The following is a 22,106-nucleotide window of genomic DNA, read 5'->3' on the forward strand; positions in this document are numbered from 1 at the left end:
GCGACAACCTCCGCCGCTGCCTGCATATCTGCAGATCACAGGGTCGTAGTCGCCACGGCGGTGCATCAGGGGGCGCCGGTGGCCCGGCCTGTCGGCTCCGCCTGAAAACTGACCCCGTGGTTCCGGCTGAATCTTGACCCCTTCCGGAAGCATCGGGAGGTGCTGAGCGTGGAGGACTGGGCGGAGATCCGTCGGTTGCACCGGGCGGAGCGGATGGCGATCAAGGCCATCTGTCGTCGGCTGGGGGTTTCGCGGAACACGGTGCGCAAGGCCTTGGCCAGTCATGAGCCGCCTCGCTATCAGCGGGCGGCGAAGGGTTCGATCGTGGACGCGGTCGAGCCGCAGATCAGGGCGTTGTTGGCGGAGTTTCCGGACATGCCGACGACGGTGATCATGGAACGGGTCGGGTGGACTCGCGGCAAGACGGTGTTCGCTGATCGGGTGCAGCGGCTGCGGCCGTTGTTCCGCCGACCCGACCCGGCGCAGCGGACGGAGTATCTGCCGGGGGAGCTGGTGCAATGCGATCTGTGGTTCCCGCCAGCGGACGTGCCGTTGGGTTTCGGGCAGGTCGGGCGGCCGCCGGTGCTGGTGATGGTGTCCGGGTATTCGCGGTGGCTGTCGGCGGTGATGATCCCGTCGCGGCAGTCGGCGGACCTGCTGGTCGGGCACTGGACGCTGATCTCCGGCTGGGGCCGGGTGCCGAAGGCGTTGGTGTGGGACAACGAGGCTGCGGTCGGGCAGTGGCGGGGCGGCAGGCCGCAGCTGACGGAGGCGATGAACGCCTTCCGCGGCACTCTGGGCATCAAGGTGATCCAGTGCCGGCCGGCGGACCCGGAATCGAAGGGTCTGGTCGAGCGGGCCAACGGCTATCTGGAGACCTCGTTCCTGCCCGGACGCCGCTTCGCCTCACCGCAGGACTTCAACGTCCAGATGTCCGAGTGGTTGGTGCGGGCGAACAACCGCCAGCATCGGATGCTGGGCTGCCGGCCGGCTGAGCGGTGGGACGCCGACCGGCAGGTGATGCTGCCGCTGCCGCCGGTCGCGCCGGTGGTCGGCTGGCGGCAGACCACTCGGCTGCCCCGCAATCACTACGTTCGCGTGGACGGCAACGACTACTCGGTGCACCCATCCGTGGTCGGGCGGCGGGTCGAGGTCACCGCCGACGGCGACCAGGTGGCGGTGTTCTGCGACGGCCGGACGGTGGCCCGGCATGATCGCTGCTGGGCCAAGCATCAGAGCATCACCGACCCCGCCCACCGGCAAGCCGCCGCGGACCTGCGCGTCGCCGCCCAACACAAGCCGACGACCGCGGTCGACGCCCAGGTCGAACGCCGGCCGCTGAGTGACTACGACCGCCTGTTCGGCCTGGACGTTGAGGTGGCTGCGTGATGGCCGCCAAGACCAGTCGCAACGTCGCCTCGGAGATCGCGTTCCTCACCCGCGCACTGAAGGCGCCGTCCCTCGCCGCCTCCGTCGAACGCCTGGCGGAGCGGGCCCGGGCCGAGTCGTGGACGCATGAGGAGTTCCTCGCCGCCTGCCTGCAACGCGAAGTCGCCGCCCGCGAAGCCCACGGCGGAGAGGGACGCATCCGAGCCGCGAGGTTCCCGGCCCGCAAGAGCCTGGAGGAGTTCGACTTCGACCACCAACGGTCCCTGAAGCGGGAGACGATCGCCCACCTGGGCACCCTCGACTTCGTGGCGTCGAAGGAGAACGTCGTCTTCTTGGGCCCTCCCGGCACCGGCAAGACCCACCTGTCCATCGGCCTGGGGATCCGGGCCTGTCAGGCCGGGCACCGGGTCGCGTTCGCCACCGCCGCCCAGTGGGTGTCCCGCCTCGCTGACGCCCACCACGCCGGCCGCCTGCAAGACGAGCTCGTGAAGCTCGGCCGGATCCCGCTGCTGATCGTCGACGAGGTCGGCTACATACCCTTCGAAGCCGAAGCCGCGAACCTGTTCTTCCAGCTCGTCTCCAACCGCTACGAACGAGCCAGCCTGATCGTCACCAGCAACAAGCCCTTCGGCCGGTGGGGCGAAGTGTTCGGCGATGACGTAGTCGCCGCAGCCATGATCGACCGGCTCGTCCACCACGCCGAGGTCATCTCGATGAAGGGCGACAGTTACCGGCTCAAAGACCGCGACCTCGGCCGCGTCCCCGCGGCCACCAAGACCAACGACTGAACATCAACAACCAGCAAGGGGGTCAACATTCGGCCGGAACACAGGGGTCAAAGTTCAGCCGGCGTTGACACGGCCGTGGCTCGACAGGCTGTCCGCGGTCGGCGCCGGTGGGCATGCCGGCTAGTACTCCAGCCGCATCTGATGAAGTCGGAGTCTTCGCTGGTAGTGGGCTGTTCTGGCGCGGTATTGGTGTCGGCGTCGCCATCGTGACCATCGATGGATGTGGTGGAAGGATCGGATGGTGGTGATCAGGTGTGCCAGGAGACGGCGGACCTCGCCGAGGGTAAGAGGGATGAGGCCGTCATCGGATTCGGTGCCCCCTTTTGGCCTGCGCGGCGGTGACGGTGAGGTAGGCGTGGGCGCACAGAACGAGCGTTATGTGCCGGTACCAGGCGTCGTACCGACGCACCCGGTAGTGATCCAGTCCGACCTCGTTCTTGGCCGTCTGGAAGCACTCTTCGATCGCCCACCGGGTCCCGGCGATGCGGATCAGGTCCTCGTAGAGCGTCTCGGTTGGGCCGAAGCACAGGTAGTAGGCCAGGTTCGTGGGGTCGGTGATGCTGCGGCGGATCAACAGCAAGTGGCCGTAGCTGTCGTCAGCGCCGGGCAGGGAGGCCACGGCCCAGTCGTAGAGTCGCGGCCCTTTGGCGCCGTCGCCGCAACTGCGGCGCTTCCATGCCAGGGCCGGCGCGGCAGAGGCGAGGACGTCTGGTCGGGAGTTACCCACCACGGTGGGGATTCGTTGGTTGCGGGGCACGGCCAGGACGTAGCCGAGGCGCTGCTGCTGCAGCCACGTCCGGAACTTCGAGTCCTGCCCGTATGCCTCGTCCGCGGTGACCCACTTCGCCGGCAGGCCGGCGACGATGGCGCGTTGCATCATCCGCAGACCCAGCGCAGGCTTCGTCGCGAACTCGACGTTCGCGGCGATGCCGGCCTCGACGCGGCGGACAGCGTCGTCGCACCAGCCGCGGGGAAGATACAACTCTCGGTCGATCAGCGTGCGCCCGGCCGGGCTGGCGTAGGCGAGGAACACTCCCAGCTGGCAATTCTCCGTCCGCCCAGCCGTGCCGGAGTACTGGCGCTGCACCCCGGCCGATTTGATCCCCTTCTTCAGGAAACCTGTCTCGTCGACGATCAATACTCCGTCGTCGTGGCCGAGGTGCTCGGTCACATAGGCGAACAGGTCGTCACGAACAGAGTCCGGGTCCCACGCGGACTTGTTGAGCAGCCGTTGCATCCGATTCGGCGTGGTATCACCGGCAGCCTCGGCGAGGGTCCAGCCGTTCTTGCTGGCCAGGGGCGACAGCAACCCGACCAGGTAGGCCAGCGCCTGCCGGCGTGGCTCTGCCCGCCCGAACCGGTGCGAGAACCGCGCCAGCAGATCATCCAGACCTGTCCGCCAACCCACGATCTCATCGATCAACACAAGCACGGGAGCCTGCCCGCTCTACGACTGACCACAACAGACAGAAAGTGCGCTCAGCCAGCCCACTCCGCGATCAGCATCGACATCCGCAACTACCCGCACGGCGCCGGGAAGGCGTCAATCACGGTGATGAACTGCGAAAACTCTAGATCAGGCAGGTGCGGCTGGAGTACTAGCGCTGCAACGGCAGTTGTCAGGGGTAGCCGCGTCGTGTCGGCTCCGCCTGAAAAGCCGGCGGTGACACCGATGTGCGAGGGGTGCCGGGATGACGCGCTGGCTGCCGGCCCGTGGTGGCCCCTGGACACGGTGGCCGTGATGACGCAACGCCCGTCCGTTCTGCGGGTCACCGACGAAGGCCGGCTACACGCCGACGGCGAGCCGACGGTCGCCTGGCCCGACGGTAGTGACCTGCCCGCGACGGCGTCGTCCCCCACCAAAATGATCATTCCCGAGGTCGGGTCGTTGCGAGGGCACGGCATACGTCCCAGGCGCTGGAGGGCGGGGCCGCGCAAGCAGCGGCCCCGCCCTCCAGCGGCAGTACTCCCGGGTCCGCCGACACCACGGGCAGTACCCGCTTGCGGCGCCCTCGCGTCGGCGCTCGTGAGGAACCGCGCCGATGGGGGTGAAATGTTAGGAGCTGCAGGTGTTCAGCATGGTCTGCAGGGCGGACTTCTCCGACGACTGCAGGGTCAACCCCCAGCTGGACTTCACCGTGATCCACATCTTGCTATAGGTGCACCGGTACGACGACAGCGGCGGCTGCCACGTCGACGGGTCCTGGTCGCCCTTGGACTGGTTGACGTTGTCGGTCACCGCGATCAACTGCGGGCGGGTCAGGTCGTTGGCGAAGCTCTGCCGCTGGCTGGTGGTCCACCCACTGGCACCCGAGCGCCACGCCTCGGCTAGGGGCACGACGTGGTCGATGTCGAGGTCGGAGGCCGCGGCCCAGGTCGCCCCGTCGTACGGGCTGTACCAGCTGCCCGAGGTCGCCGCGCAACTGCTGTCGGTGACCACGGACGTGCCGTCGCGCTTGAGGACCGTCTCGCGGGTGTTGCAGGTGCCGCTGATAGTGACCCAGTGCGGGAACAGATCGCGGGAGTACCCGCTCGTCGAGCCTTCGCTGGCGACGGTCAGGCCGTTGAGCTGCGATTGGGCGGTCGCTTTGGAAGGGATACCGGGAGGTGTCGCCACGGCGACCCCGGCGTCGATGGCGACCAGGACGGTGCTGGCGAGGACCACGGCCGCAGCGCGGCGCGCCAGTGCGGATGTGGTGAGTCGTCGGGTCAGGGACATGAGGGCCTCCTCAGGCAGCCGTCGTGGATGACGACCATCTCGCCCCATCATGTCCATCGATGGACTCCGCTGTGAAGAGCGGCGCAGGCCGCCGAGAACACTGACCCCGACCGCCCCCAACGGGTCGCTGCGGCGCCGAGCCGGCAGTCGCGCTCATCCGCGCCGGCTTGCTCACACGTGCCGAGATGGCGAGATGGCGACAATCCGGCCCACGCACCGTCCGGGAGTGCGACTCTCAGCGGTTGACACTACACTTGGACTTGCGGGAGCGACGGTGACCAACGACCTGATCGTCATGACGTGGAACGTGGAGAACCTGTTCCGATCCGACGACACCGACGCCGACGCCACCTACACCGCGAAGCTCACCTACCTCGCCGGGCTGATCGCCGGCACCGGCGCCGACATCGTCGCTCTGCAAGAGATCGGCACCCCTTCGAGCCACCCTCGGGGAGCACTGGCAGGCAGTGGTGTCCACTCACCCGGACAACCGTGGCGTCCGCGCACCTGTCCTCGCCCGGCGTCCCCTCACCGAGGAAGCGCAGCTCGTCGCGCTGCCAGCGGGCGGCCTGCCAGCGGTCCCTGACGTCGACGGCGGCACCCTCACCCACCTCGGTCGTGGGACACTTTAGGTGCACATCGACTGCGGCGCAGCGGGACTACGGCTGCTGACTGCGCACCTCAAGAGTAAACTGCTCACCTACCCGGGCGGGCGACGCTACCCCCTCAACGAAGACGAACGTGCCCGCGGAGCCGGGTACGCCCTGCTGCGGCGCACCGCTGAGGCCGTCGCCCTACGCGTGCACCTCAACGAGGTCCTCGCCGCCGCGGTAAACGGGCAGCCAGGAGTGCCGACGGTTCTGTGCGGCGACCTCAATGACGGACCCGACGCCATCACCACCGTCCTGCTCGAAGGCACAGCGGACGGGGACGTCAACCGCCCAGACAAGGGCGACGCCGTCCGGCTGTACAACCTCGATCGGCGTCTCCCGCCGGCACGCGCCTACTCCCGGATCTATCAGGGCCACGGGGAGCTCATCGACCACGTACTGGCGACCCGTGACCTCCAACTTCGGCTGATCACCATCGACTCCCTCGTCGACGACATCACCTCCATCGGCGCTTCCACCCGCAGCCGGGGACGACAAGCGCTTTATCCACAGGAACAGAGGGTAATCCTGAAGGTCAGCGGCCTGGTGAGCCGCTTTTGACCTCTGTCGTGGGCAGGGGCTTTGCGTAGTCGTCTGAGGGTGCTTCTGAACTGGGGTTTCGCAGGTTCGTCGGCCTGATTGGAGGGTGACGTAGGACGGGTGCGGCCCCGTCGGTGATCATGGAGTTGCTGAGACAACATGACACCGAGAAGGACCACACCCGCGCATGTCATCATCGCTGATCGACGTGATCCGTCACCATGCCCCCGCCCCGCCCGGCTCCTCGACTGCTGGCGGTGAGGCGTTTGGCCTGTTGGAGGCCCTGGCGAGGGTTCCCGATCCGCGTGACCCGCGTGGTGTCCGGTACCCCCTGGCCAGCGTGCTCGCGGTCGCGGTGTGCGCGGTGATGGCCGGGGCTTGCACGTTCGCCGCGATCGTCGACTGGGTCGACGATCTCGATGCGCCGGCGTGGGGCCGGCTCGGGTTCACCGGTCGGGTGCCGGTGCTGAGCACGGTGTGGCGGCTGCTGGTCCGCGTCGACGCCGAGACGTTGACGGCGGTCCTGGCCGACTGGCTGTGCTCGCGGGTGTCGGCGCCGCCGCCGGCGCGGCGGGTCATCGCCGTTGACGGCAAGGTGGTGCGGGGCGCGGTCCTGACCGAGGGACGGGTCCATCTGCTGTCGGCCTACGACACCTGCACCGGTGTGGTCCTGGCGCAGGTCCAGGTCGCGGCGAAGTCGAACGAAATTCCCGCGTTCGCCCCGCTGCTGGAACAGGTCACGGCACGGCTGGGCAGCCTGGCCGGGGTGGTGATCGTCGCGGACGCCCTGCATACCCAGGTCGCCCACGCCCGAGCTGTCGCCGCTGCCGGCGGGGACCTGTACGTGTCGGTCAAGGCCAACCAGCCGACCTTGTACGCCCAGCTCAAACGGCTGCCGTGGGCGCAGGTGCCGATCGGGGACCAGCACCGCGACACCGGACACGGCCGACGCGAGACCCGCACCGTCAAGGCGCTGACCCTGCAGACTCCCGGCGGCATCGGTTTTCCCCATGCTCAGCAGGCCGTCCGGATCACCCGCACCCGCACCGTGGCCGGCAAGCGAACCCGGGAGACGGTCTATCTGGTGGCGTCACTGCCCGCCGCCCACGCCCAGCCTGCCGACCTGCAGCAATGGGCCCGGCTGGAATGGCATATCGAGAACCGGCTGCACTGGGTCCGCGATGTGACCTTCGGCGAGGACGCCCACCGAGCCCGCACCGGCACCGGACCCGCCGTCGCAGCCGTCCTCCGCAACACTGCCATCGGATTCCACCGCGGCAACGGCGAAACCAACATCGCCCGAGCCACCCGACGCGCCAACCGCCGCCCACACGACCTCATCACCACCGTGACCAGCAGCTACTCGACTACGCAATGACCCTGCTGTCGTGGGTCGGCGTCCTGGCTCTGGCACACATTCTGTGATTGATCTGCTCGATGACGGCTTACTGCAGCTCGCACCACTCGCCCGCACGCGCAGCGTCGCCCGTCTGAACAAATTCCATGACCACCAGCCAGGCGAGTTCAAGGCTCAGTACAAACTCCGGCGCGAACTCGATTAGCTCGTCCATCACCAGCACCTCGGCAGCAGAAGGACCGGGGGAGTCCGCGACGAGGAGCGACGTCTCGTTTTCGTTTGCCATGAGGTGAATCACGCCGACACAACCCGTGAAGCCAAGTGTTAGTACGGGGAACTCGAGATCACCACGCACCTCCGCATACCCCCGACCTCGGGCGCGCAACTCCTCGAAGCGAGCAATGAGACTATCGACACCCACCCTCTCGATCGGCTCGAACCTCCCGGATATCGGTGATGTGGCAGTCCACGAGATAGTCATTCTGCTTCCCCACTTTAAAATCAGCGTGGCCGCGGCTTGGGATCGGCTCCGTTGCCGGTGAACGTCTTCCCGTTGAACCAGCGTCCTGACGGCGGCACCGATCCGAGCGGTGTCCGGACGTCAAGCACTGCACCTTCGGGTAGCAGCGTCGGAACCTGCGAGTTGCAATATCCACATACACCGTTCGGGTTGTCGATTAGAAGGGTACCCCTCGTGGCACCACGCTCCCGCATAATGAGAGCCGCCTGCCCTTCGACGTGCCCACTGGCTGAGTAGTTGCGCAAGGATGATGTCCCTGACACTAACGGGATCAGTTCGCCGTTCCCTAGGTCGAGGACCCCGGCAGTCTTTACCTCCTTACCAATCGAAGCAAGAAGTTCCTCTGCCGACCTCGCCCTGGTATTCGCAGTGGTTGTGCCCTTGGCCGTCGTCCCAGCAGCACCAGCGCCTGCGCTTCTGGCCGGAGGGCCTCCGCCGCCGTATCCGTAGAAGCTGACGATTCCATCGCCTACCGCGTTCGCGCAGATGACCGCGACAGCGAGGCACTCGGGAGCGGCCGCGATGAGGAGGAGGACCATGGCGCCTGCGACGCCCCAGTTGACTCCGGGTCTCTTGTTGTCCAGTCCTGCGCAGCCTTCACCGACGTTCTTGCACATGTCGCTGTAGACTGGGTGGTCCTTCTTGGCGTTGGAGATGTGTGTGCCGTAGAAGAACTCGGCGTAGTACTCGGGCGTCCAGTGCTCGCCCTTGGTGGTGTCGGGATACGGACGGCCGTTATCGGTTCGGCCCGTGTAGCGCGTCGAGGCCGAGGAGCCTCCGCTGTGGACGGTGTGGGTGCCACCGGGCGTGACCGTTTCGTAGGTGGTGCATCTGTCGTCGCCGCATTGCTTCAGCCCTGACGGGTCCGACAGGGTGGCCGGGCTGATCCTGCTGTAGGCGTACCCGTTCCACTGCTGCGGATCGGTGCCATCCATGATCGGGTCAACGCTGATGAACCGGCCGATGATGGGGTCGTATTCGCGGGCGCCGAGTCGAGTGAACCCGGTCGCGGCGTTGAGGGGTTTGTTGAGGAAGCCTCGGTTGTCGGGGGTGACGCTGGCGCTGCCGCGTGGCTCGCCGTAGGGCGTGTACTGGCGCCAGATGGGGGTTTGGGCGGTGTTGTTGAGATAGAGGGTGGGGGTGCCTTGGGTGTCGGTGAGAGCGAAGCTGTAGTTGGTGCTCGTGCCGGTGCGGATGGCGGGGGCACTCGGCCTGCTGCTCTGCGGCGGCTTCAGTTGCCTGATGCTCTGCGCGACTGCAGCAGCATGGGCCGCGTGGCCCATGAGGCGGAGGTGACGGTGCCGAGCCGGGCAGCCTCCGACGTTGAAGCGGAACTACGGGCCGCTGCCGCGCTACCAGCAGCGATGCTGTCCGACACCTGCTCACAAGGCGTCTCGGCTGCCATGGTTGCTCCCTGCTTGACGACGTTTCACAGCGTCTTGTGCCCCATGGCCTGGCGCGGCGTGGTTAGCTGCCACCCGGCAGCCGACCGCGAGGGATCGACATGGCGTTGACCAAGAAGGGCTCAAGGCTCATCACGGTCGACGGCATCGTCTACAGGTGGCGAGTGCACGGGAAGCCAAGCTACGCCCAAGCGCTCTGCGAGCGACCGCCTACGGGTCCGGCGGCAAGCACGCTAGTTTCACGGTTGCGGCTGCTTTACGCCCATGCGGGGATGCGGGACCACCGCGCCCTCCGGTGACCCCGCACCCCCACCCGCCATACCCGCCCTGCAACACCTTGTGCACCCGCAGCATTCAAGACCGCAGAACAGGCCCCACTGCCCTGAAACTCACGCCAGGGGATGCGGCTCGTTCGTCAGGGCCGCCAACGCGGCGGCGACCTCCTGCACATTCGCCCGGACATACGTGGTGGTCGTACCAGCATCACCGCCACTGTCGGCATGACCGGCGTAGGCACGGGCCACCGCGTAGCCGAAGTTCCGCTCCACCCACGTCAACGTCGTGTGCCGCAACCAGTGGGTGCTGATCTGCTGCACCCACACCCACGGCAGATGCTCACCGATACGCACCCACAGATGGTCGTACCGCCGGTAGGTGATCGGCTGCCCGTTGCGGTACCGCAGCAACTGGCCCCGCGCCGGAGCATGACGCTCCTCCGCGTGCCGCTGCAGATGTCGCATCAGCGTCGGTGACACCGGCTGCCACCGCACCGTGTCGCCCTTCTCCCGCAACAGGATCAGACACTGATCCGGATCCAGATCCACCGGACGCAACGCCAGCGCCCCACCCCGCCGGCACGCCGTCTCGGTGTGCAACCGCAACAACAAACTGTCCAGCACCGGATCATCACCCGTACCCGCCGCGACCGCGTTGATCTCCGCCAACCGGGCATCGGCCACCGCCCGCCTGGTGCTCGCCAACCGGCGCGGCTTGGCCACCTTCACCGCCGGATTGTCCGCCGCCGCGATGAACCCGTCCGCCACCGCCCGCTTGTACAGACACCGCAACGCCGCGATCAGATGCTCCGCCGCACTCCGCCCACCCCGCGCATTCCGACGGGCCACCACATGCGTCTTGACGTACTCCGCCAACCACTCGATCTCCGACGGGCTCGGCTCATCCAACCGCCGCGACCCCCAGTGCTCCACCACCCGCTTCCAGTACGACCCGTACGCCCGCCGCGTACCCGCGGTCACCGCCGCCGACACGACCGGCACGTACTCCGCGAACGTCGGCGCCACCGGCCGCACCGCCGCCGCCTCCACCAGATCAGCGGGTGAGATCCCCATCCGCGCCAACAACAACCGGGCGGCGTCCAACTCCGCCCGCCCCACCGCACCATCGCTCACGGCCGACCACCACCGAGGACAGCAGCGTGCACCGGGACAACCATCGCGTCCACGGCCGCCGGCGGATGCACCACCAACAACCCCTCCGGAGGACAGGCGGCCAGCAGCACCCGGTCACCCGCCGCCAACCCGCACCACTGCCGCACCGCCGCGGGCAGCCGCAGATGACCCTGAGCGGTCACCGCGAACACACCCTGCCGATCCGCGCGGAGCACCACCAGACCGGCACCCTCATGGATGTGTAGCCGGGTGCCCGGCACCCAACCGAGCGCCCGAACGACCCCACTGTCGGCGATCCGACCACTGGCATCCAGCGCCGCCACCCCATAGACCAGGGTGCCGACACGAGGGGAAGGAAGATCCGCAAGCGGGAACGGCCGACGACGAAGACCCCGGTCAGACCGACCACCCGAATTGCCCCGGCCAGCCAGTACAACCGGCGGGACGACGGGAGCGACCACAACGTCAGCCACGCCGACCACCCCCGCCCGAAGCGGGACCAGCCGACGTCGACACGGAGATCAGATTGGTGTGGTCAAGCGTGCTTGACCACCAGTACGTCGTAGACAGCAGGGATGCTGTGAAAGTGTGTCCGAGGGGGGACTTGAACCCCCACGCCCTATACGGGCACTAGCACCTCAAGCTAGCGCGTCTGCCATTCCGCCACCCGGACCTGCCCGTCCAGCCTACCGTGTCGGCTCCGGTGGCTCTCACCCCGGTCAGCCGCCCTGGTGGGCCGCACGGGGCATTACTGTACACGGCCCGTATGGATCATGCACATCGCCGCCCGACCCACCGGCGGGAGCCGGATCTTCGCAGGTCAGGACGCGGCTGGAGCGGGCGGGTAGCGTCCGGACCCGCTCAGACGGCAGCATTGCTTGCGTGTCCGTACCCTCACCCCTCGCCGCAGTCCAGCACCGGGCCCTTGCCCTGCGTTCCGCCGGTGATCTGTCGGCGGCCCGCCGGCTGCTCACCGACACGATCGCCTCGGCCCGTCCCGCGTACGGTGAGGACCACCCGGAGATCATGGGCACCGCGCACCTGCTCGCGAGGCTGCACCGGGAGGCCGACGATCCGGCCGCCGCCCGGCGGGTGCTGGAGGAGGCGTACGCGGCCGGCGAGCGGCGGTGGAACCCGGCCGACCCGCTGATGCTGGCCCTGGCCTTCGACCTGGCCGGGGTCGCCGAGGAACTGGGCAACCGGCACGAGGCCCGCCGCAACTACACCCGGGTGGCCACTGCCGGGCCCGCCGCGCTCGGCGAGCAGCATCCCGCCGTACGCGCCGCCCGTCAGTACCTCGGAATTCCCGACGGCCAGCCCCCCTCCCCGTCTCCCGGTGCCGCGGCTGCGCCCCCGCCGCCGGCTCCCCCGTCGGCCCCTTCCGGCCACACCCCGCCGGCCCCGCACCAGGGATACCGGCCCCTCCCGACGCCCCGACCCGGGTCGGCACCGCCGTCGTCCCACCCTGTCTCCGCACCTCCCACCCCCGTCACGCCCGCCCAACCGGTGCCGGCCAGCCACGCGCCCCCTCCGGGCCAGCCGGTACGTCCGCCGGCACCTCGGCCGGGCCCCGCACCGGCTGGCCCGGCTCCGGCTGGCCCGGCTCCGGACGCCGAGCCCCGGGTGCCACTGCCCCGGCAGATGTACGGCGTCCAGCCCACCCACCGGCCCGGCGTACCCCGGCCCCATCCGGCCTCCACCGCACCACGGTCCGGGCCGCCGGCGTCACCGCCGGGCCCACCACCCGCCGCTGCACCGGCACCGGATGCCACCCCGGCGCAGGGGTACCCGGCGTCACCCGATCCGGTCTCCGGCGGCGCACCACCCACCTCACCCTGGGCACCGCCGCACCTGCAACAGCCCTCCGCTGTGTCGCCGGTCCCGACGGGCGGTGCCGTCCCGCCGGGAGCAGCCGACCGGTCGGCTGCTCCCCCGGCCGCACCACACCCCGGACCGCCGGCCGGGGGGCCGTCCGGTCCACCGGCCCAGCACGGGCGTCCGGTCCCGATCCCCACCGTGCCCACCGCCGGCCCCGGCCAGCCGAGCGGGCCAGCGGACGACGCACCCATCCGGCACGGGCAGCCGACCGCCCTTCCGCCCGCGACGGGTGAGCCCGGCCCGGTCCACCCCCTGCCCACCGCCGCACCGCCCGCGGACCGGGCCACACCGGGTACTGAACCCGTCGACGCGCCGACTCCCGCACCACCGGCCGCGCCCGGTTCGGCGGCGATTCCCGCCGTCCCGCCCGCACCGGGCCCGGTTGCGACCCCACCCGCGCCGGGCTGGGACCGGCCGACGGTACGGGTCCAGCAGATCGGCCCCCTGCTGGAGGACCAGCACCCCGACCCCGCCCGAACCCCGGCGACCGCATCCGGCGGCACGGCACCCGCAGCGTCATCCGCTGACCCGGCCGACGCGGTACCCGGGGCGACGTCTGGCGATACCGCCGCCGACCCGGCACCCGCCGCAGCACCTGGCGATACGGCCGGCCCGGCTCCCGCCACGGCGTCCGGGGACACCGCTGGTCCCGCGTCCGCCGTCGAAGCCGCTCCGCCGTCTGCCCTGGCCGCACCCGACGATCTCCCGGCGGCCTCCGCAGCGTCGCAGGCGCACCCCGCACCACCGGCACCACCGCAGGCGGCGCCGGCACCAGCGGTGCCCCCGTCGTCCGCCGTCCCGCCGTCGCTGCCTCCGAACGTCCCGTCGGCAGCCGCGCCGCCGGTGGCTACGACGATCCCGGCGGCAGCAGGGCAGGCAGCCGTCCCACCACCGGCACCCGCAGCCACCAGAGATGTCGACCAGCGGACCGGGCATCCGGCGGTGACCGCCGCACCGCTCGACACCCCACCTGGCGGGGACGCCGGGGGCACGCCCGTCCCGGCATGGACCGCCGGCCCCACCGGGACGGTCGGCGACGCGGGCGGGGACGACGAGGTTCCCGCCGACGACCCGACGTGGGACGACGTCGCATCAGGTCGGTCGATCATCATGCCGCTGGTACCGATGACCGAGCCGCCGGCAGCTACCGAACAGACCACCGGCCCGCCGCCGTACCCGGGACGGACCGTCGGCTCACCGCCGGTGGTGGCGCAGGCCTCCGGGTGGCCACCGACCACGGGACAGACCCCGGGATGGCCGTCGGATTCGGGGCAGGCCCCCGGGTCGCCACCGGATGCGGGGCACCCGCCGGCACCGGGACCGGGCTTCGGATCGTCGGCACCGGACAGTACGCACGAGTTCAGGGCGCCCACCGCCGCCCACGAGCCCGCGCCGTGGACGACCACGGAGTCCGCGCCACCGGCAGCGGTGGAGCCCCCCGGGGCAGCCGGCCCAGGAGGCGGGGAGCATGGCACCGACCGGGGCGTACCGCCGGCGGTGGAGGGAACGGGATATCCGGAGCTTGCGCCGTCGTACCCGGCGCAGGACGGGCGGGCGCGCCGCCGGGGCCGGACGGTGGCCGTGGTGGCGGGGGTGATCCTGGTGCTGGTCGCCGGGGGCACGGTCGGGGCGCTGACCCTGGGCCGGGATGCGGACGGGCCGCAGCGGTCGACCGGCACCGCCCCCCGGCAGACGGCCGGTCCGCCCCCGGCCGACCTGAGGTTGCGGGACGACGAGGCCACCATCACGGTCACCTGGTCCGATCCGAGCGGAGGCTCGGTGCCGTTCATGGTCGCGGGTGGACGCACGGGTCGGGCGCTCGGGGTGATGGCGACCGTCGATCCGGGACAGACGAGTTTCACGGTCAACGGGCTGAACGCCGAGGTGGACTACTGCTTCACCGTGCTGGCGGTCTACTCGACGGACTCGTTCGCCACCTCCGGCCAGGTCTGCACCGACCGGGTCCGGCCGTCGCCGAGCAGCTGAGCCCGACGGCCGATCAGGGCGGCCGGGCGGGGCGGCCGGCCGACGGCTCCGGCCTGCGCCGCGACGGTGGAACGCCCCGCCGGACCGGCACGCTGGGTGTCCGCGACGGAACGGTCCGGGTTTCCTCGTCCCGGATCGACCCCTATGATGTGCCACGGTTCAGGCGAGGGCGTCCGGCACCCGGCACGCCGTCTGAGGCCACCGGACGGAGGGCGACCCGCTGTGGCCAGCATCGACGATGCCGCGAGCGCCGGGGACGGCGCGTCCCGCCGACGGTCCCGCTGGCGGGGTGGGCTGGTCACGGTCGGCACGGTGACCGCGCTGGTGGCGGCGTTGGGCCTCACCCTGCTGGGTCGGGGTGCCGCCGAGGAGGCGTTGGCCAGCTTCGACGCGAGCAGTTGGCTGTGGAGCAGCACGCGGGGTGAGTTGGCCCGGGTCAACGGGATCACCGCCAGGGTGGACACCCGCAAGGAGGTTCCCGGTGCCCGGCAGCATCCGGTGCAGGTCACCCAGACCGACCGGCTGCTCGTCCTGCGCGATCTGGAGACCGGCCAGGTGAGCGCGCTGGACCTGGCGACCCTCCAGATCACCGCGACCACCCCCACCACGCCCGGTCTCGGGGTCAACGTGGTGCTGCACGAGGATGCCGCGTTCGTGGTGGACGCGGTGCGTGGCGTGGTGCGTCAGCTCGATCCCCGTTCGCTGGTGCCGGTGGGTGACCCGGTGCTGTTCCCGCCGGGCATCACGGCCGGCGCGTTCGACGGTCGGGGCCGGTTGTGGATCGCGGTGCCGTCGGAGGGCACCGTCGCCGCGGTGACCGCCGCCGTGCTGCCGTCCGGGCCGGCGTCGGGGGCGGCCGACGTCGGGGGTCCCCGGCGGGTGCAGACGCATCCGGTGGCCGAGCCGAGTCACGAGTTGACGTTGTCCACTCTGGACGACGGGGTGGCGGTGCTGGACCGCACCACGGGCACGCTGGTGACGGTCCGGGGCGGGCAGGTCCGGCGTACGGTGCTGGAGGCCGCTGCGGGTGGGGCGGTGCCGGCGCGGACCAGCGGCCCGGTGGTGCCGGTGACGATCGGCGGGGAACGGCGGGTGCTCGCCGTCGGTGACGGCCGGGTGGTCACCCGGTTCGTCGTGCCGGGTAGCGGCGACCGGGTCGGGCCGGCCGTGGCCTGGGCGGGCCGGTTCTACTGCGCCGACGGGGTCACCGGCGCGATCTACGCGTTCGACGGGTCCGGGCAGTTGGTGGAGACGATCCGGCCGGGCCGCACGACCGGCCCGCTGGAGCTGGAGCTGGAGGTGCGGGAGAACCACCTGTTCATCAACGCCCCGGGTTCGGCCACCGCCCGGGTGGTCGACGACGCGCACCGGGTACGCACCGTCGACAAGTACGCCAACGACGTGTTGGGCGGGGACCCGCCGCCGGACCCGCCCCCGCCGCCTCCGCCGCCGAAGCCGCGGGTGGGTAAGCCCGGCGCGCCGGGTCAGGTCACCGCCACCGCCGGGGACGCGCGGGCCCGGATCGCCTGGCGGCCCGCCGCCGCGAACGGTTCGGCCGTGCTGCGGTACGTGGTGCAGGGCGCGGGGCGTCGGCACGAGGTGGGGGCGAACCAGCGGTCGCTGGAGGTCACCGGGCTGACCAACGGGTCGACGTACACGTTCACGGTGTACGCGGTGAACGGCAGGGGCGACGGCCCGGCGCGGCGCAGCAACCCGGTGACCCCGACCTCGGCGGTGCCGGCCCCACCGGCCGGGGTCAGCGCGCAGGCCCGCCCCGACGGCACCGTGCTGGTGCGCTGGCCGGCGGCCGACGGTCAGGGCAACCGGATCGCCCGGTACGCGGTGACCGCCACCTCGGCCGGCGCGAACGCCCCGGTCGGCGAGTCGCGCCGCACCGAGCTGGTGGTGCCGGCCGGTGAGTTGACCTACGGCACCCAGTACGCGTTCACGGTGGTCGCGGTCAGCGACCGGGGTGCCGCCTCGGTGGCTTCCCCGCTCAGTGACCCGGTGGTGCCGTTCGCCGCGCCGGGGCAGCCGGCGGGCCTGCGGGCGGCGACGGTGGCCGACCGGGCGGGCACGGTCGCGGTGCAGTGGTCGGCGGCGGTGGCGAACGGTCGCCCGGTGAGCCGCTACCAGGTGGACGTGGGCGGGCGGACCAGCGAGGTGACCGGCACCGACACGACCGTCAGCGGGCTGGGGGACGGGCAGAACGTGCTGGTGCGGGTGCGGGCGGTCAACGAGGCCGGGCCGGGGCCGCAGGCGAGCGTCACCGCCCGGACGGTGGCCGCGCCCCGGGTGACGGTGACCGGGTCGTCGGCGGACGCGACGTCGGTGACGGTGACGTTCACCGTGGACGCCGGGGGCGGGGAGTCGACCTGCACCGCCGCCACCGGCGGGAAGAACGCCACGGGCAGCTGTGCCAGCCTGCGGGTGACCGGCCTGACCCCGGGCACCGCCTACACGGTGACGGTGACGGCCGCCAACGCCGCCGGTCGGGGCACCGCCACCCGGGCGCAGGGCACCGACCCGTTGTACGGGGTGGCGACCTGCGTCAACGGCCCGGACGGCGACCAGCGCACCTACTGCGACCGCGATGTGGACGGTCGTAACGGCAACGAGGTGTTCTCGGTGCCCCGGCAGGACAACGACAAACAGGTCGGTTGGGCGAAGCCGGGCACCCGGCTGCGGGCGTACTGTCGGCGGCAGGGCGAGAACGTCGACTCGTGGATCTACAACGACCAGAAGCAGTCCACCTGGTGGGTCCGGGTCGACTACCAGGGACGCAACTACATCCCCTGGGCCTGGCTCAACCTGGCCGGCGGTGACGACATCGCCGTGCTGCCCACCTGCTGACCAGCGCCGCCGCAGCCGAGGAGCATCCCGCCGTCGTGAACGACACCCCCGCACCGCTGAGCCAGTCGGAGGTCCAGGGTTTCGCCGCCCTGGCCGCCCGGCTGGCCGGGAACGTCAACGCGGTCGTGCTGGGCAAGCCGGAGGTGGTGCGGTTGGCGTTGACCGCCCTGTTCGCCCAGGGGCACGTGCTGCTGGAGGACGTGCCGGGGGTGGGCAAGACCACCCTGGCGCGGGCGGTGGCGGCGACCGTGCAGGGCCAGTGGCGGCGGATCCAGTTCACCCCGGACCTGCTCCCCTCGGATGTCTCCGGGGTGACGATCTTCAACCAGGCCAGCCGGGGTTTCGAGTTCCATCCGGGGCCGGTGTTCGCCAACATCGTCATCGCCGACGAGATCAACCGGGCCTCGCCGAAGACCCAGTCGGCGCTGCTGGAGGTGATGGAGGAGCGGACGGTCACCGTGGACGGGGTCCGGCATCCGGTGCCGCAGCCGTTCCTGGTGGTCGCCACGCAGAACCCGGTGGAGATGGACGGCACCTACCGGCTGCCCGAGGCGCAGCTGGACCGGTTCCTGGTGAAGCTGTCGGTGGGGTACCCGGACGAGGCGGTCGAGGTGGAGGTGCTGCGCGGGGCGACGGTCCGCTCCCCCGACTCGCTGCAACCGGTCACCGACACGGCCACCGTCGGGGAGATGGTCCGGATGGCCCGCCGGGTGCACATCGCCGAACCCCTCTACGGGTACGCCGTCCGGCTGGCCACTGCCACCCGGGCGCATCCGCAGGTCCGGGTGGGGGTCAGCCCCCGCGGGGTGATCGCGTTGACCCGGGCGGCGTGCGCGTACGCGCTGATCGACGGTCGGGGCTGGATCATGCCGGAGGACCTGAAGGCGCTCGTCGAACCGGTCTTCGCCCACCGGCTGCTGCTCACCGCCGACGCGCAGGTGCGCGGGGTGACCGCCGCCGACGTGCTGCGGCAGGCGGTGGCGTCGGTGCCGGTGCCGCTGCCGTCGGGCCAGTCGACCCCGACGCACGGCTGACCGGGCCGGCGTGGGGCTCACCGCCCGGGGTACCGGGCTGCTCGTCGCCGCGACCGCGTTGCTCGGCGCGGGGCTGCGGTTCGCGTACCCGGAGCTGGCCGTGCTGGGGGCGGCGGGCGCGGTGGCGGTCGGTCAGGCGGTGCTGGCGGCGGCCCGCACGCCCCGGCTGGTGGTGTCCCGCACCGCCGACCCGGACCGGGTGGCGGTGGGCGAGCCGGCCCGGATGGCGCTGACCGTCCGCAACGCCGGGCGGCTGCGGGTGGGTAACCTGCTGGCCGAGGACCGGTGCGCGGGCCGGCCGGTGCCGGTGCCGATGCTGCGGCTGCGTCCCGGCCGGGACACCGGCCTCTCCTACGACGTGCCGACCCGTCGACGCGGGGTGCTGCCGGTGGGACCGTTGCGGGTGACCCGCCGCGACCCGCTGGGCCTGTACGCCGCGACCCGCGCGTACGGGCCGACGGCGGTGGTCCGGGTGCATCCCCGGGTGCACCCGTTGACGGCGGTGCCGACCGGGGCGGGACGCAGCCTGGACGGGCGGGTCGACGGGGTGCCGCACGGGTCGATCACCTTCGACGCGCTGCGGGAGTACGTGGTCGGCGACGAGCTGCGCCGGGTGCACTGGCGGACCAGCGCCCGGGTGGGTGAGCTGATGGTGCGGGAGAACGTGGACACCAGCCTGCCCCGGATCGTGGTGCTGCTGGACAACCGGGCCGCCGCCCATCCGGACCGGTCCGCCGGGGTGGCCGCGTCGTTCGAGGCGGCCTGCGAGGCGGCGGCGTCGCTGGTGGTGGCCGCGTTCCGGCAGGACCTGCCGGTGGTGCTGCTGCTGGTCTGCCCGGCCGACGACCGGACGGCCGACCCGCCGCTGGACCGGCTCGCCGCGGTGACCCTGACCGACCCGCCGGGCCGGCAGCCCGACGGCGCGACGACGGCCGGTGACCGCGACGGTGCGGCACTGGAGGCGACCCTGAACCGGCTGCGCGCCGACCGGCCGGGTGACACGCTGGTCTTCCTCACCGGTCCCGGTGGCCGCGACGACGTCGGCCGGGTCGGCGCGCTGCGCGGGGCGTACCCGTCGGTGGTGGTGGGGGTGTTGGGGGCGGCCGGGCCGACGCCGGCGGCGGCCGGGCCGGTGGTGCTCGACGCGGTCGACGGCGCGGCGTTCGCCGCCGCGTGGGACGCGACCGGCCGATGGTGACGGTGACCGACCGGCCCGACGCCGCCGCACGGGCGCGGGCGGGTGGCCCGGCCGGCGGCGGGCCGGGCCGGGCCGTCGTCCGGGTGCTGCGGGCGGCCGTGGTGCCGGTGACGCTCGTCGCCGCCGTCGCCCTGGCCGGTGTGGCACTCGACCGGGTGTACGCAGGTGACCTGCTGACCCGCCTGGTGTGCGGCGCGGCCCTGGGGGCGGTGCTGGTCAGCGTGGCCGCCCGCCGGTTGCCGTCCTGGCAGGTGGCGCCGCTGTCGGTGGCCGCCATGCTCGGCGCGACGGCCTGGTCGGTGCGGCTCGCCGCCGCACACGCCGACCTGCCAGGTGGTTTCCTCGACGTGACCGCCGACGCCGCCGCCAACGCGGTGCCCCGGCTGCTCACCGCGATGATCCCGGTCGAACCGGCCCCGGACACGGTGCTGGTGCCGGTGGTCGCCGCCTGGTTGGCCGGGCTGGCCGGTGCCGAGGTCGCGCTGCGGGCCGGCCGGGTGCTGCTGGGTTTCCTCCCGGCCACCGCGTCGTACGCCGGTGCCGTCTACGTCGTCGGCCCGAACGCCCCACCGGCCGTCGGGTCGTCGGTGGCCTTCGCCGGGCTGGTCGCGCTCGCCCTGGCCGCCGGCCGCACGCCCGGCGGCGACCCGGCCGCCGGACTGCCGCCTGCCGTCCGCGGCCCGGTACGGGTCCGGGCGACGGTGGTCTCCGCCGCCGGGGTGGCGGTGGTGGTCGGGTCGGCGGCGCTGCTCGGGCCGGCCCTCGCCGGCCGGATCGACGACCGGCCGGTCGACCCGCGCCGCTACGTGCCGCCGCCCCGGGTGGAGTCGCTGGACGAGAACCCGCTGATCCGGATCTCCGGCTGGGCGTTGGAGCCGCAGCAGAAGCTGCTGAACGTGTCGACCCGGGCCCCGGGCGACGGGCCGACCACGATCCGGCTGGCCGTGCTCAGCGACTACGACGGGGTGACCTGGCGGGTCGGGGCGACCTACCGCACCGCCGGTCGGGTCCTGCCCGGCGGCGACCCGATCGCGTCGGACACCGTCCGGCAGGAGATCACCGTGGCCGGGTTGACCGGCCGGCTGCTGCCCGCGGTGGCCACCCCCCGCACCGTCGACGGGGCCCGGGTGGCGTACGACCCGCAGAGCGGCACGTTGATCCGGCCGGAGGGGCTGACCCCGGGGTTGACGTACACGGTCACCTCGGCGCGGGAACGGCTGGACGCGAACCTGCTCGCCACCGCCGACGTACCGGCCGGGGCACAGGTGGCCCGGGTGCTGCGGGTGCCCGACGGGACACCGGAACGGCTGCGCCGGCTCGCCACCCACCTCGCCGAGGAGAACGGCGCCCCGTACGCGCGGGCGGCGGCGGTGGAGCAGTTCCTCGCCGAGCACTACCGGCTGGTGGCGGACGCGCCGAGCGGGCACGCGTACCCGAATCTGGAGTTCTTCCTGTTCGGGCCGCGCGGTGGCGGCGGCCAACGGGGCACCTCGGAGCAGTTCGCCGCCGCCTTCGCGGTGCTGGGCCGGTTGACCGGCCTGCCCACCCGGGTGGTGGTCGGGTTCACCGCCCGGGGCGACGGGCCGGTGCGGGCCGCCGACGCGTACGCCTGGCCGGAGGTGCTCTTCGCCGGGGTGGGGTGGGTGCCGTTCGACCCCCGGCCCCGCCCGGACACCGCGCCCCGGCCGGTGGAGGACGACTTCCGGCCGGCCCCGCCGAGCCCGCCGCCGTCGGAGGTGCCCGAGCCGACCGGCACCCCGTCGGCCACCCCGCCGGCGGTGGCCGCACCGGGCCGGACCACCGGTGGGCGCGGCGGGTCGACGCCGTTGCTGCTGGGTGCCGGTGCTGGCGGGTTGCTGCTGCCCGGGGTGGCCCTCGGGGTGCTGGCCTGGTGCCGCCGGGCGCAGACCCGCGCCCGGTTGGGCCGGGGTGACCCGGGGGCCAGGGTGGGCGGCGCGTGGCGGCACACCACCGACGCGCTGCGGCTGTCGGGGCGACCGGTCGGCGGGGACCTGTCCGCCACCGAGGTCGCCGACCGGGCCCGCCGCGCCCTCGCCGAGGACGCCGCCCGCGCCGGGGGTTCCCCGCCCGTACCGGACACCGCCCGCGCCGGGGACCCGGGGCTGACCGAGTTGGCCGGGCTGCTCAACCAGGCGGCCTTCGCCCCCGGCACGCTCACCGACGCCCAGGCCGACCGGGCCGGGGACATCGCCGTCGCCTACGCGACCGCGCTGCGGGCGGCCCGCCCCGGCTGGCGGCGGCTGCTCTGGTCGGTACACCCCGGCCCGCTGCGCTGGCCCCGCTGACGCCCCCGACACGGCACCCCGCCCGCGCGGTCGACCGGCCGCCAGCTCGCCGGGAGCGCCCCCGCGCCACCCGGCA

At 72.2% G+C, this 22,106-nt stretch carries 16 protein-coding genes, 1 tRNA gene and 2 pseudogenes; 12 read left to right on the plus strand and 7 right to left on the minus strand.

What is annotated here, in order from left to right; translation table 11 throughout:
- Positions 1 to 159: 159 nt before the first annotated feature.
- Both istA and istB read left to right on the plus strand, forming a co-directional pair.
- A complete protein-coding gene (gene istA / locus ACN268_RS11650; protein WP_421483219.1) occupies positions 160 to 1,389 on the plus strand; it encodes an IS21 family transposase in 1,230 nt (409 codons plus the stop codon).
- On the plus strand, positions 1,389 to 2,177 hold the full coding sequence (gene istB / locus ACN268_RS11655; protein WP_178062895.1) for an IS21-like element helper ATPase IstB: 789 nt from the start codon (positions 1,389 to 1,391) through the stop codon (positions 2,175 to 2,177). Before istA ends, istB begins: the two co-directional genes overlap by 1 nt.
- 301 nt (positions 2,178 to 2,478) lie before the next feature.
- Here the strand turns inward: istB and ACN268_RS11660 are convergent, their stop codons facing one another.
- Positions 2,479 to 3,597, minus strand: a complete 1,119-nt coding sequence (locus tag ACN268_RS11660) for an IS701 family transposase (protein WP_421486861.1) — start codon at positions 3,595 to 3,597, stop codon at positions 2,479 to 2,481.
- 252 nt (positions 3,598 to 3,849) lie between these two features.
- Here ACN268_RS11660 and ACN268_RS11665 point away from each other — a divergent pair.
- Positions 3,850 to 4,023: pseudogene (locus ACN268_RS11665) on the plus strand (DUF6745 domain-containing protein); the annotation flags it as partial.
- Between the two features lie 210 nt (positions 4,024 to 4,233).
- On the opposite strand, the gene ACN268_RS11670 reads toward ACN268_RS11665, so the two are convergent.
- Positions 4,234 to 4,896: an HNH endonuclease family protein gene (locus tag ACN268_RS11670; protein ID WP_421483221.1), complete on the minus strand. Its 663-nt coding sequence runs from the start codon at positions 4,894 to 4,896 to the stop codon at positions 4,234 to 4,236.
- Positions 4,897 to 5,170: 274 nt separating this feature from the next.
- Here ACN268_RS11670 and ACN268_RS11675 point away from each other — a divergent pair, with 274 nt between their 5' ends.
- The 3 genes from ACN268_RS11675 to ACN268_RS11685 all read left to right on the plus strand — a co-directional run bounded on the left by ACN268_RS11675 (position 5,171) and on the right by ACN268_RS11685 (position 7,464).
- Complete coding sequence (locus ACN268_RS11675) at positions 5,171 to 5,482, plus strand: endonuclease/exonuclease/phosphatase family protein (protein ID WP_421483222.1); 312 nt, start codon at positions 5,171 to 5,173, stop codon at positions 5,480 to 5,482.
- 46 nt (positions 5,483 to 5,528) lie between these two features.
- Complete coding sequence (locus ACN268_RS11680) at positions 5,529 to 6,107, plus strand: endonuclease/exonuclease/phosphatase family protein (protein ID WP_421483224.1); 579 nt, start codon at positions 5,529 to 5,531, stop codon at positions 6,105 to 6,107.
- A 166-nt stretch (positions 6,108 to 6,273) separates the two neighbouring features.
- Positions 6,274 to 7,464, plus strand: a complete 1,191-nt coding sequence (locus tag ACN268_RS11685; RefSeq protein ID WP_421483200.1) for an ISAs1 family transposase — start codon at positions 6,274 to 6,276, stop codon at positions 7,462 to 7,464.
- Positions 7,465 to 7,531: 67 nt separating this feature from the next.
- Here the strand turns inward: ACN268_RS11685 and ACN268_RS11690 are convergent, their stop codons facing one another.
- From ACN268_RS11690 to ACN268_RS11710, 5 genes are all read right to left on the minus strand, one after another.
- Positions 7,532 to 7,924: a hypothetical protein gene (locus tag ACN268_RS11690; RefSeq protein WP_421483226.1), complete on the minus strand. Its 393-nt coding sequence runs from the start codon at positions 7,922 to 7,924 to the stop codon at positions 7,532 to 7,534.
- A gap of 20 nt (positions 7,925 to 7,944) precedes the next feature.
- A complete protein-coding gene (locus tag ACN268_RS11695) occupies positions 7,945 to 9,246 on the minus strand; it encodes an RHS repeat-associated core domain-containing protein (protein ID WP_421483228.1) in 1,302 nt (433 codons plus the stop codon).
- A 509-nt stretch (positions 9,247 to 9,755) separates the two neighbouring features.
- Positions 9,756 to 10,775, minus strand: coding sequence for a tyrosine-type recombinase/integrase (locus ACN268_RS11700; protein WP_421483229.1), 1,020 nt, complete (start codon positions 10,773 to 10,775; stop codon positions 9,756 to 9,758).
- Positions 10,772 to 10,957, minus strand: a complete 186-nt coding sequence (locus ACN268_RS11705; RefSeq protein ID WP_421483230.1) for a hypothetical protein — start codon at positions 10,955 to 10,957, stop codon at positions 10,772 to 10,774. The genes ACN268_RS11700 and ACN268_RS11705 overlap by 4 nt, the downstream gene beginning before the upstream one ends.
- A gap of 407 nt (positions 10,958 to 11,364) precedes the next feature.
- A tRNA-Leu gene (locus tag ACN268_RS11710) sits at positions 11,365 to 11,448 on the minus strand.
- Positions 11,449 to 11,657: 209 nt separating this feature from the next.
- Between ACN268_RS11710 and ACN268_RS11715 the strand changes: the two are divergent.
- The 6 genes and pseudogenes from ACN268_RS11715 to ACN268_RS11740 form a co-directional block, all read left to right on the plus strand.
- A pseudogene (locus ACN268_RS11715) lies at positions 11,658 to 11,831 on the plus strand (hypothetical protein); the annotation flags it as partial.
- A gap of 2,319 nt (positions 11,832 to 14,150) precedes the next feature.
- Positions 14,151 to 14,639 carry a fibronectin type III domain-containing protein gene (locus ACN268_RS11720; RefSeq protein ID WP_421487064.1) on the plus strand — a complete coding sequence of 163 codons (489 nt, stop codon included), beginning with the start codon at positions 14,151 to 14,153 and terminating at the stop codon, positions 14,637 to 14,639.
- A gap of 222 nt (positions 14,640 to 14,861) precedes the next feature.
- Positions 14,862 to 17,492, plus strand: coding sequence for a fibronectin type III domain-containing protein (locus ACN268_RS11725; RefSeq protein ID WP_421483231.1), 2,631 nt, complete (start codon positions 14,862 to 14,864; stop codon positions 17,490 to 17,492).
- 35 nt (positions 17,493 to 17,527) lie between these two features.
- Positions 17,528 to 18,526: an AAA family ATPase gene (locus tag ACN268_RS11730; RefSeq protein WP_204926201.1), complete on the plus strand. Its 999-nt coding sequence runs from the start codon at positions 17,528 to 17,530 to the stop codon at positions 18,524 to 18,526.
- 10 nt (positions 18,527 to 18,536) lie between these two features.
- Positions 18,537 to 19,724, plus strand: coding sequence for a DUF58 domain-containing protein (locus ACN268_RS11735; RefSeq protein ID WP_421483232.1), 1,188 nt, complete (start codon positions 18,537 to 18,539; stop codon positions 19,722 to 19,724).
- Positions 19,700 to 22,030: a DUF3488 and transglutaminase-like domain-containing protein gene (locus tag ACN268_RS11740; RefSeq protein WP_421483233.1), complete on the plus strand. Its 2,331-nt coding sequence runs from the start codon at positions 19,700 to 19,702 to the stop codon at positions 22,028 to 22,030. Before ACN268_RS11735 ends, ACN268_RS11740 begins: the two co-directional genes overlap by 25 nt.
- The last annotated feature ends 76 nt before the right edge of the window (positions 22,031 to 22,106 follow it).

Origin of the sequence: Micromonospora sp. WMMD735, assembly GCF_049178995.1 — a bacterium.
In the GTDB taxonomy this organism is placed as follows: Bacteria; Actinomycetota; Actinomycetes; order Mycobacteriales; family Micromonosporaceae; genus Micromonospora; species Micromonospora wenchangensis.

Coding starts and splice junctions, on each gene's coding strand:
- istB (WP_178062895.1), top strand. CDS start 1,389: ATGGCCGCCAAGACCAGTCGCAACGTCGCCTCGGAGATCGCGTTCCTC.
- ACN268_RS11670 (WP_421483221.1), bottom strand. CDS start 4,896: ATGTCCCTGACCCGACGACTCACCACATCCGCACTGGCGCGCCGCGCT.
- ACN268_RS11685 (WP_421483200.1), top strand. CDS start 6,274: ATGTCATCATCGCTGATCGACGTGATCCGTCACCATGCCCCCGCCCCG.
- ACN268_RS11690 (WP_421483226.1), bottom strand. CDS start 7,924: ATGACTATCTCGTGGACTGCCACATCACCGATATCCGGGAGGTTCGAG.
- ACN268_RS11695 (WP_421483228.1), bottom strand. CDS start 9,246: ATGGGCCACGCGGCCCATGCTGCTGCAGTCGCGCAGAGCATCAGGCAA.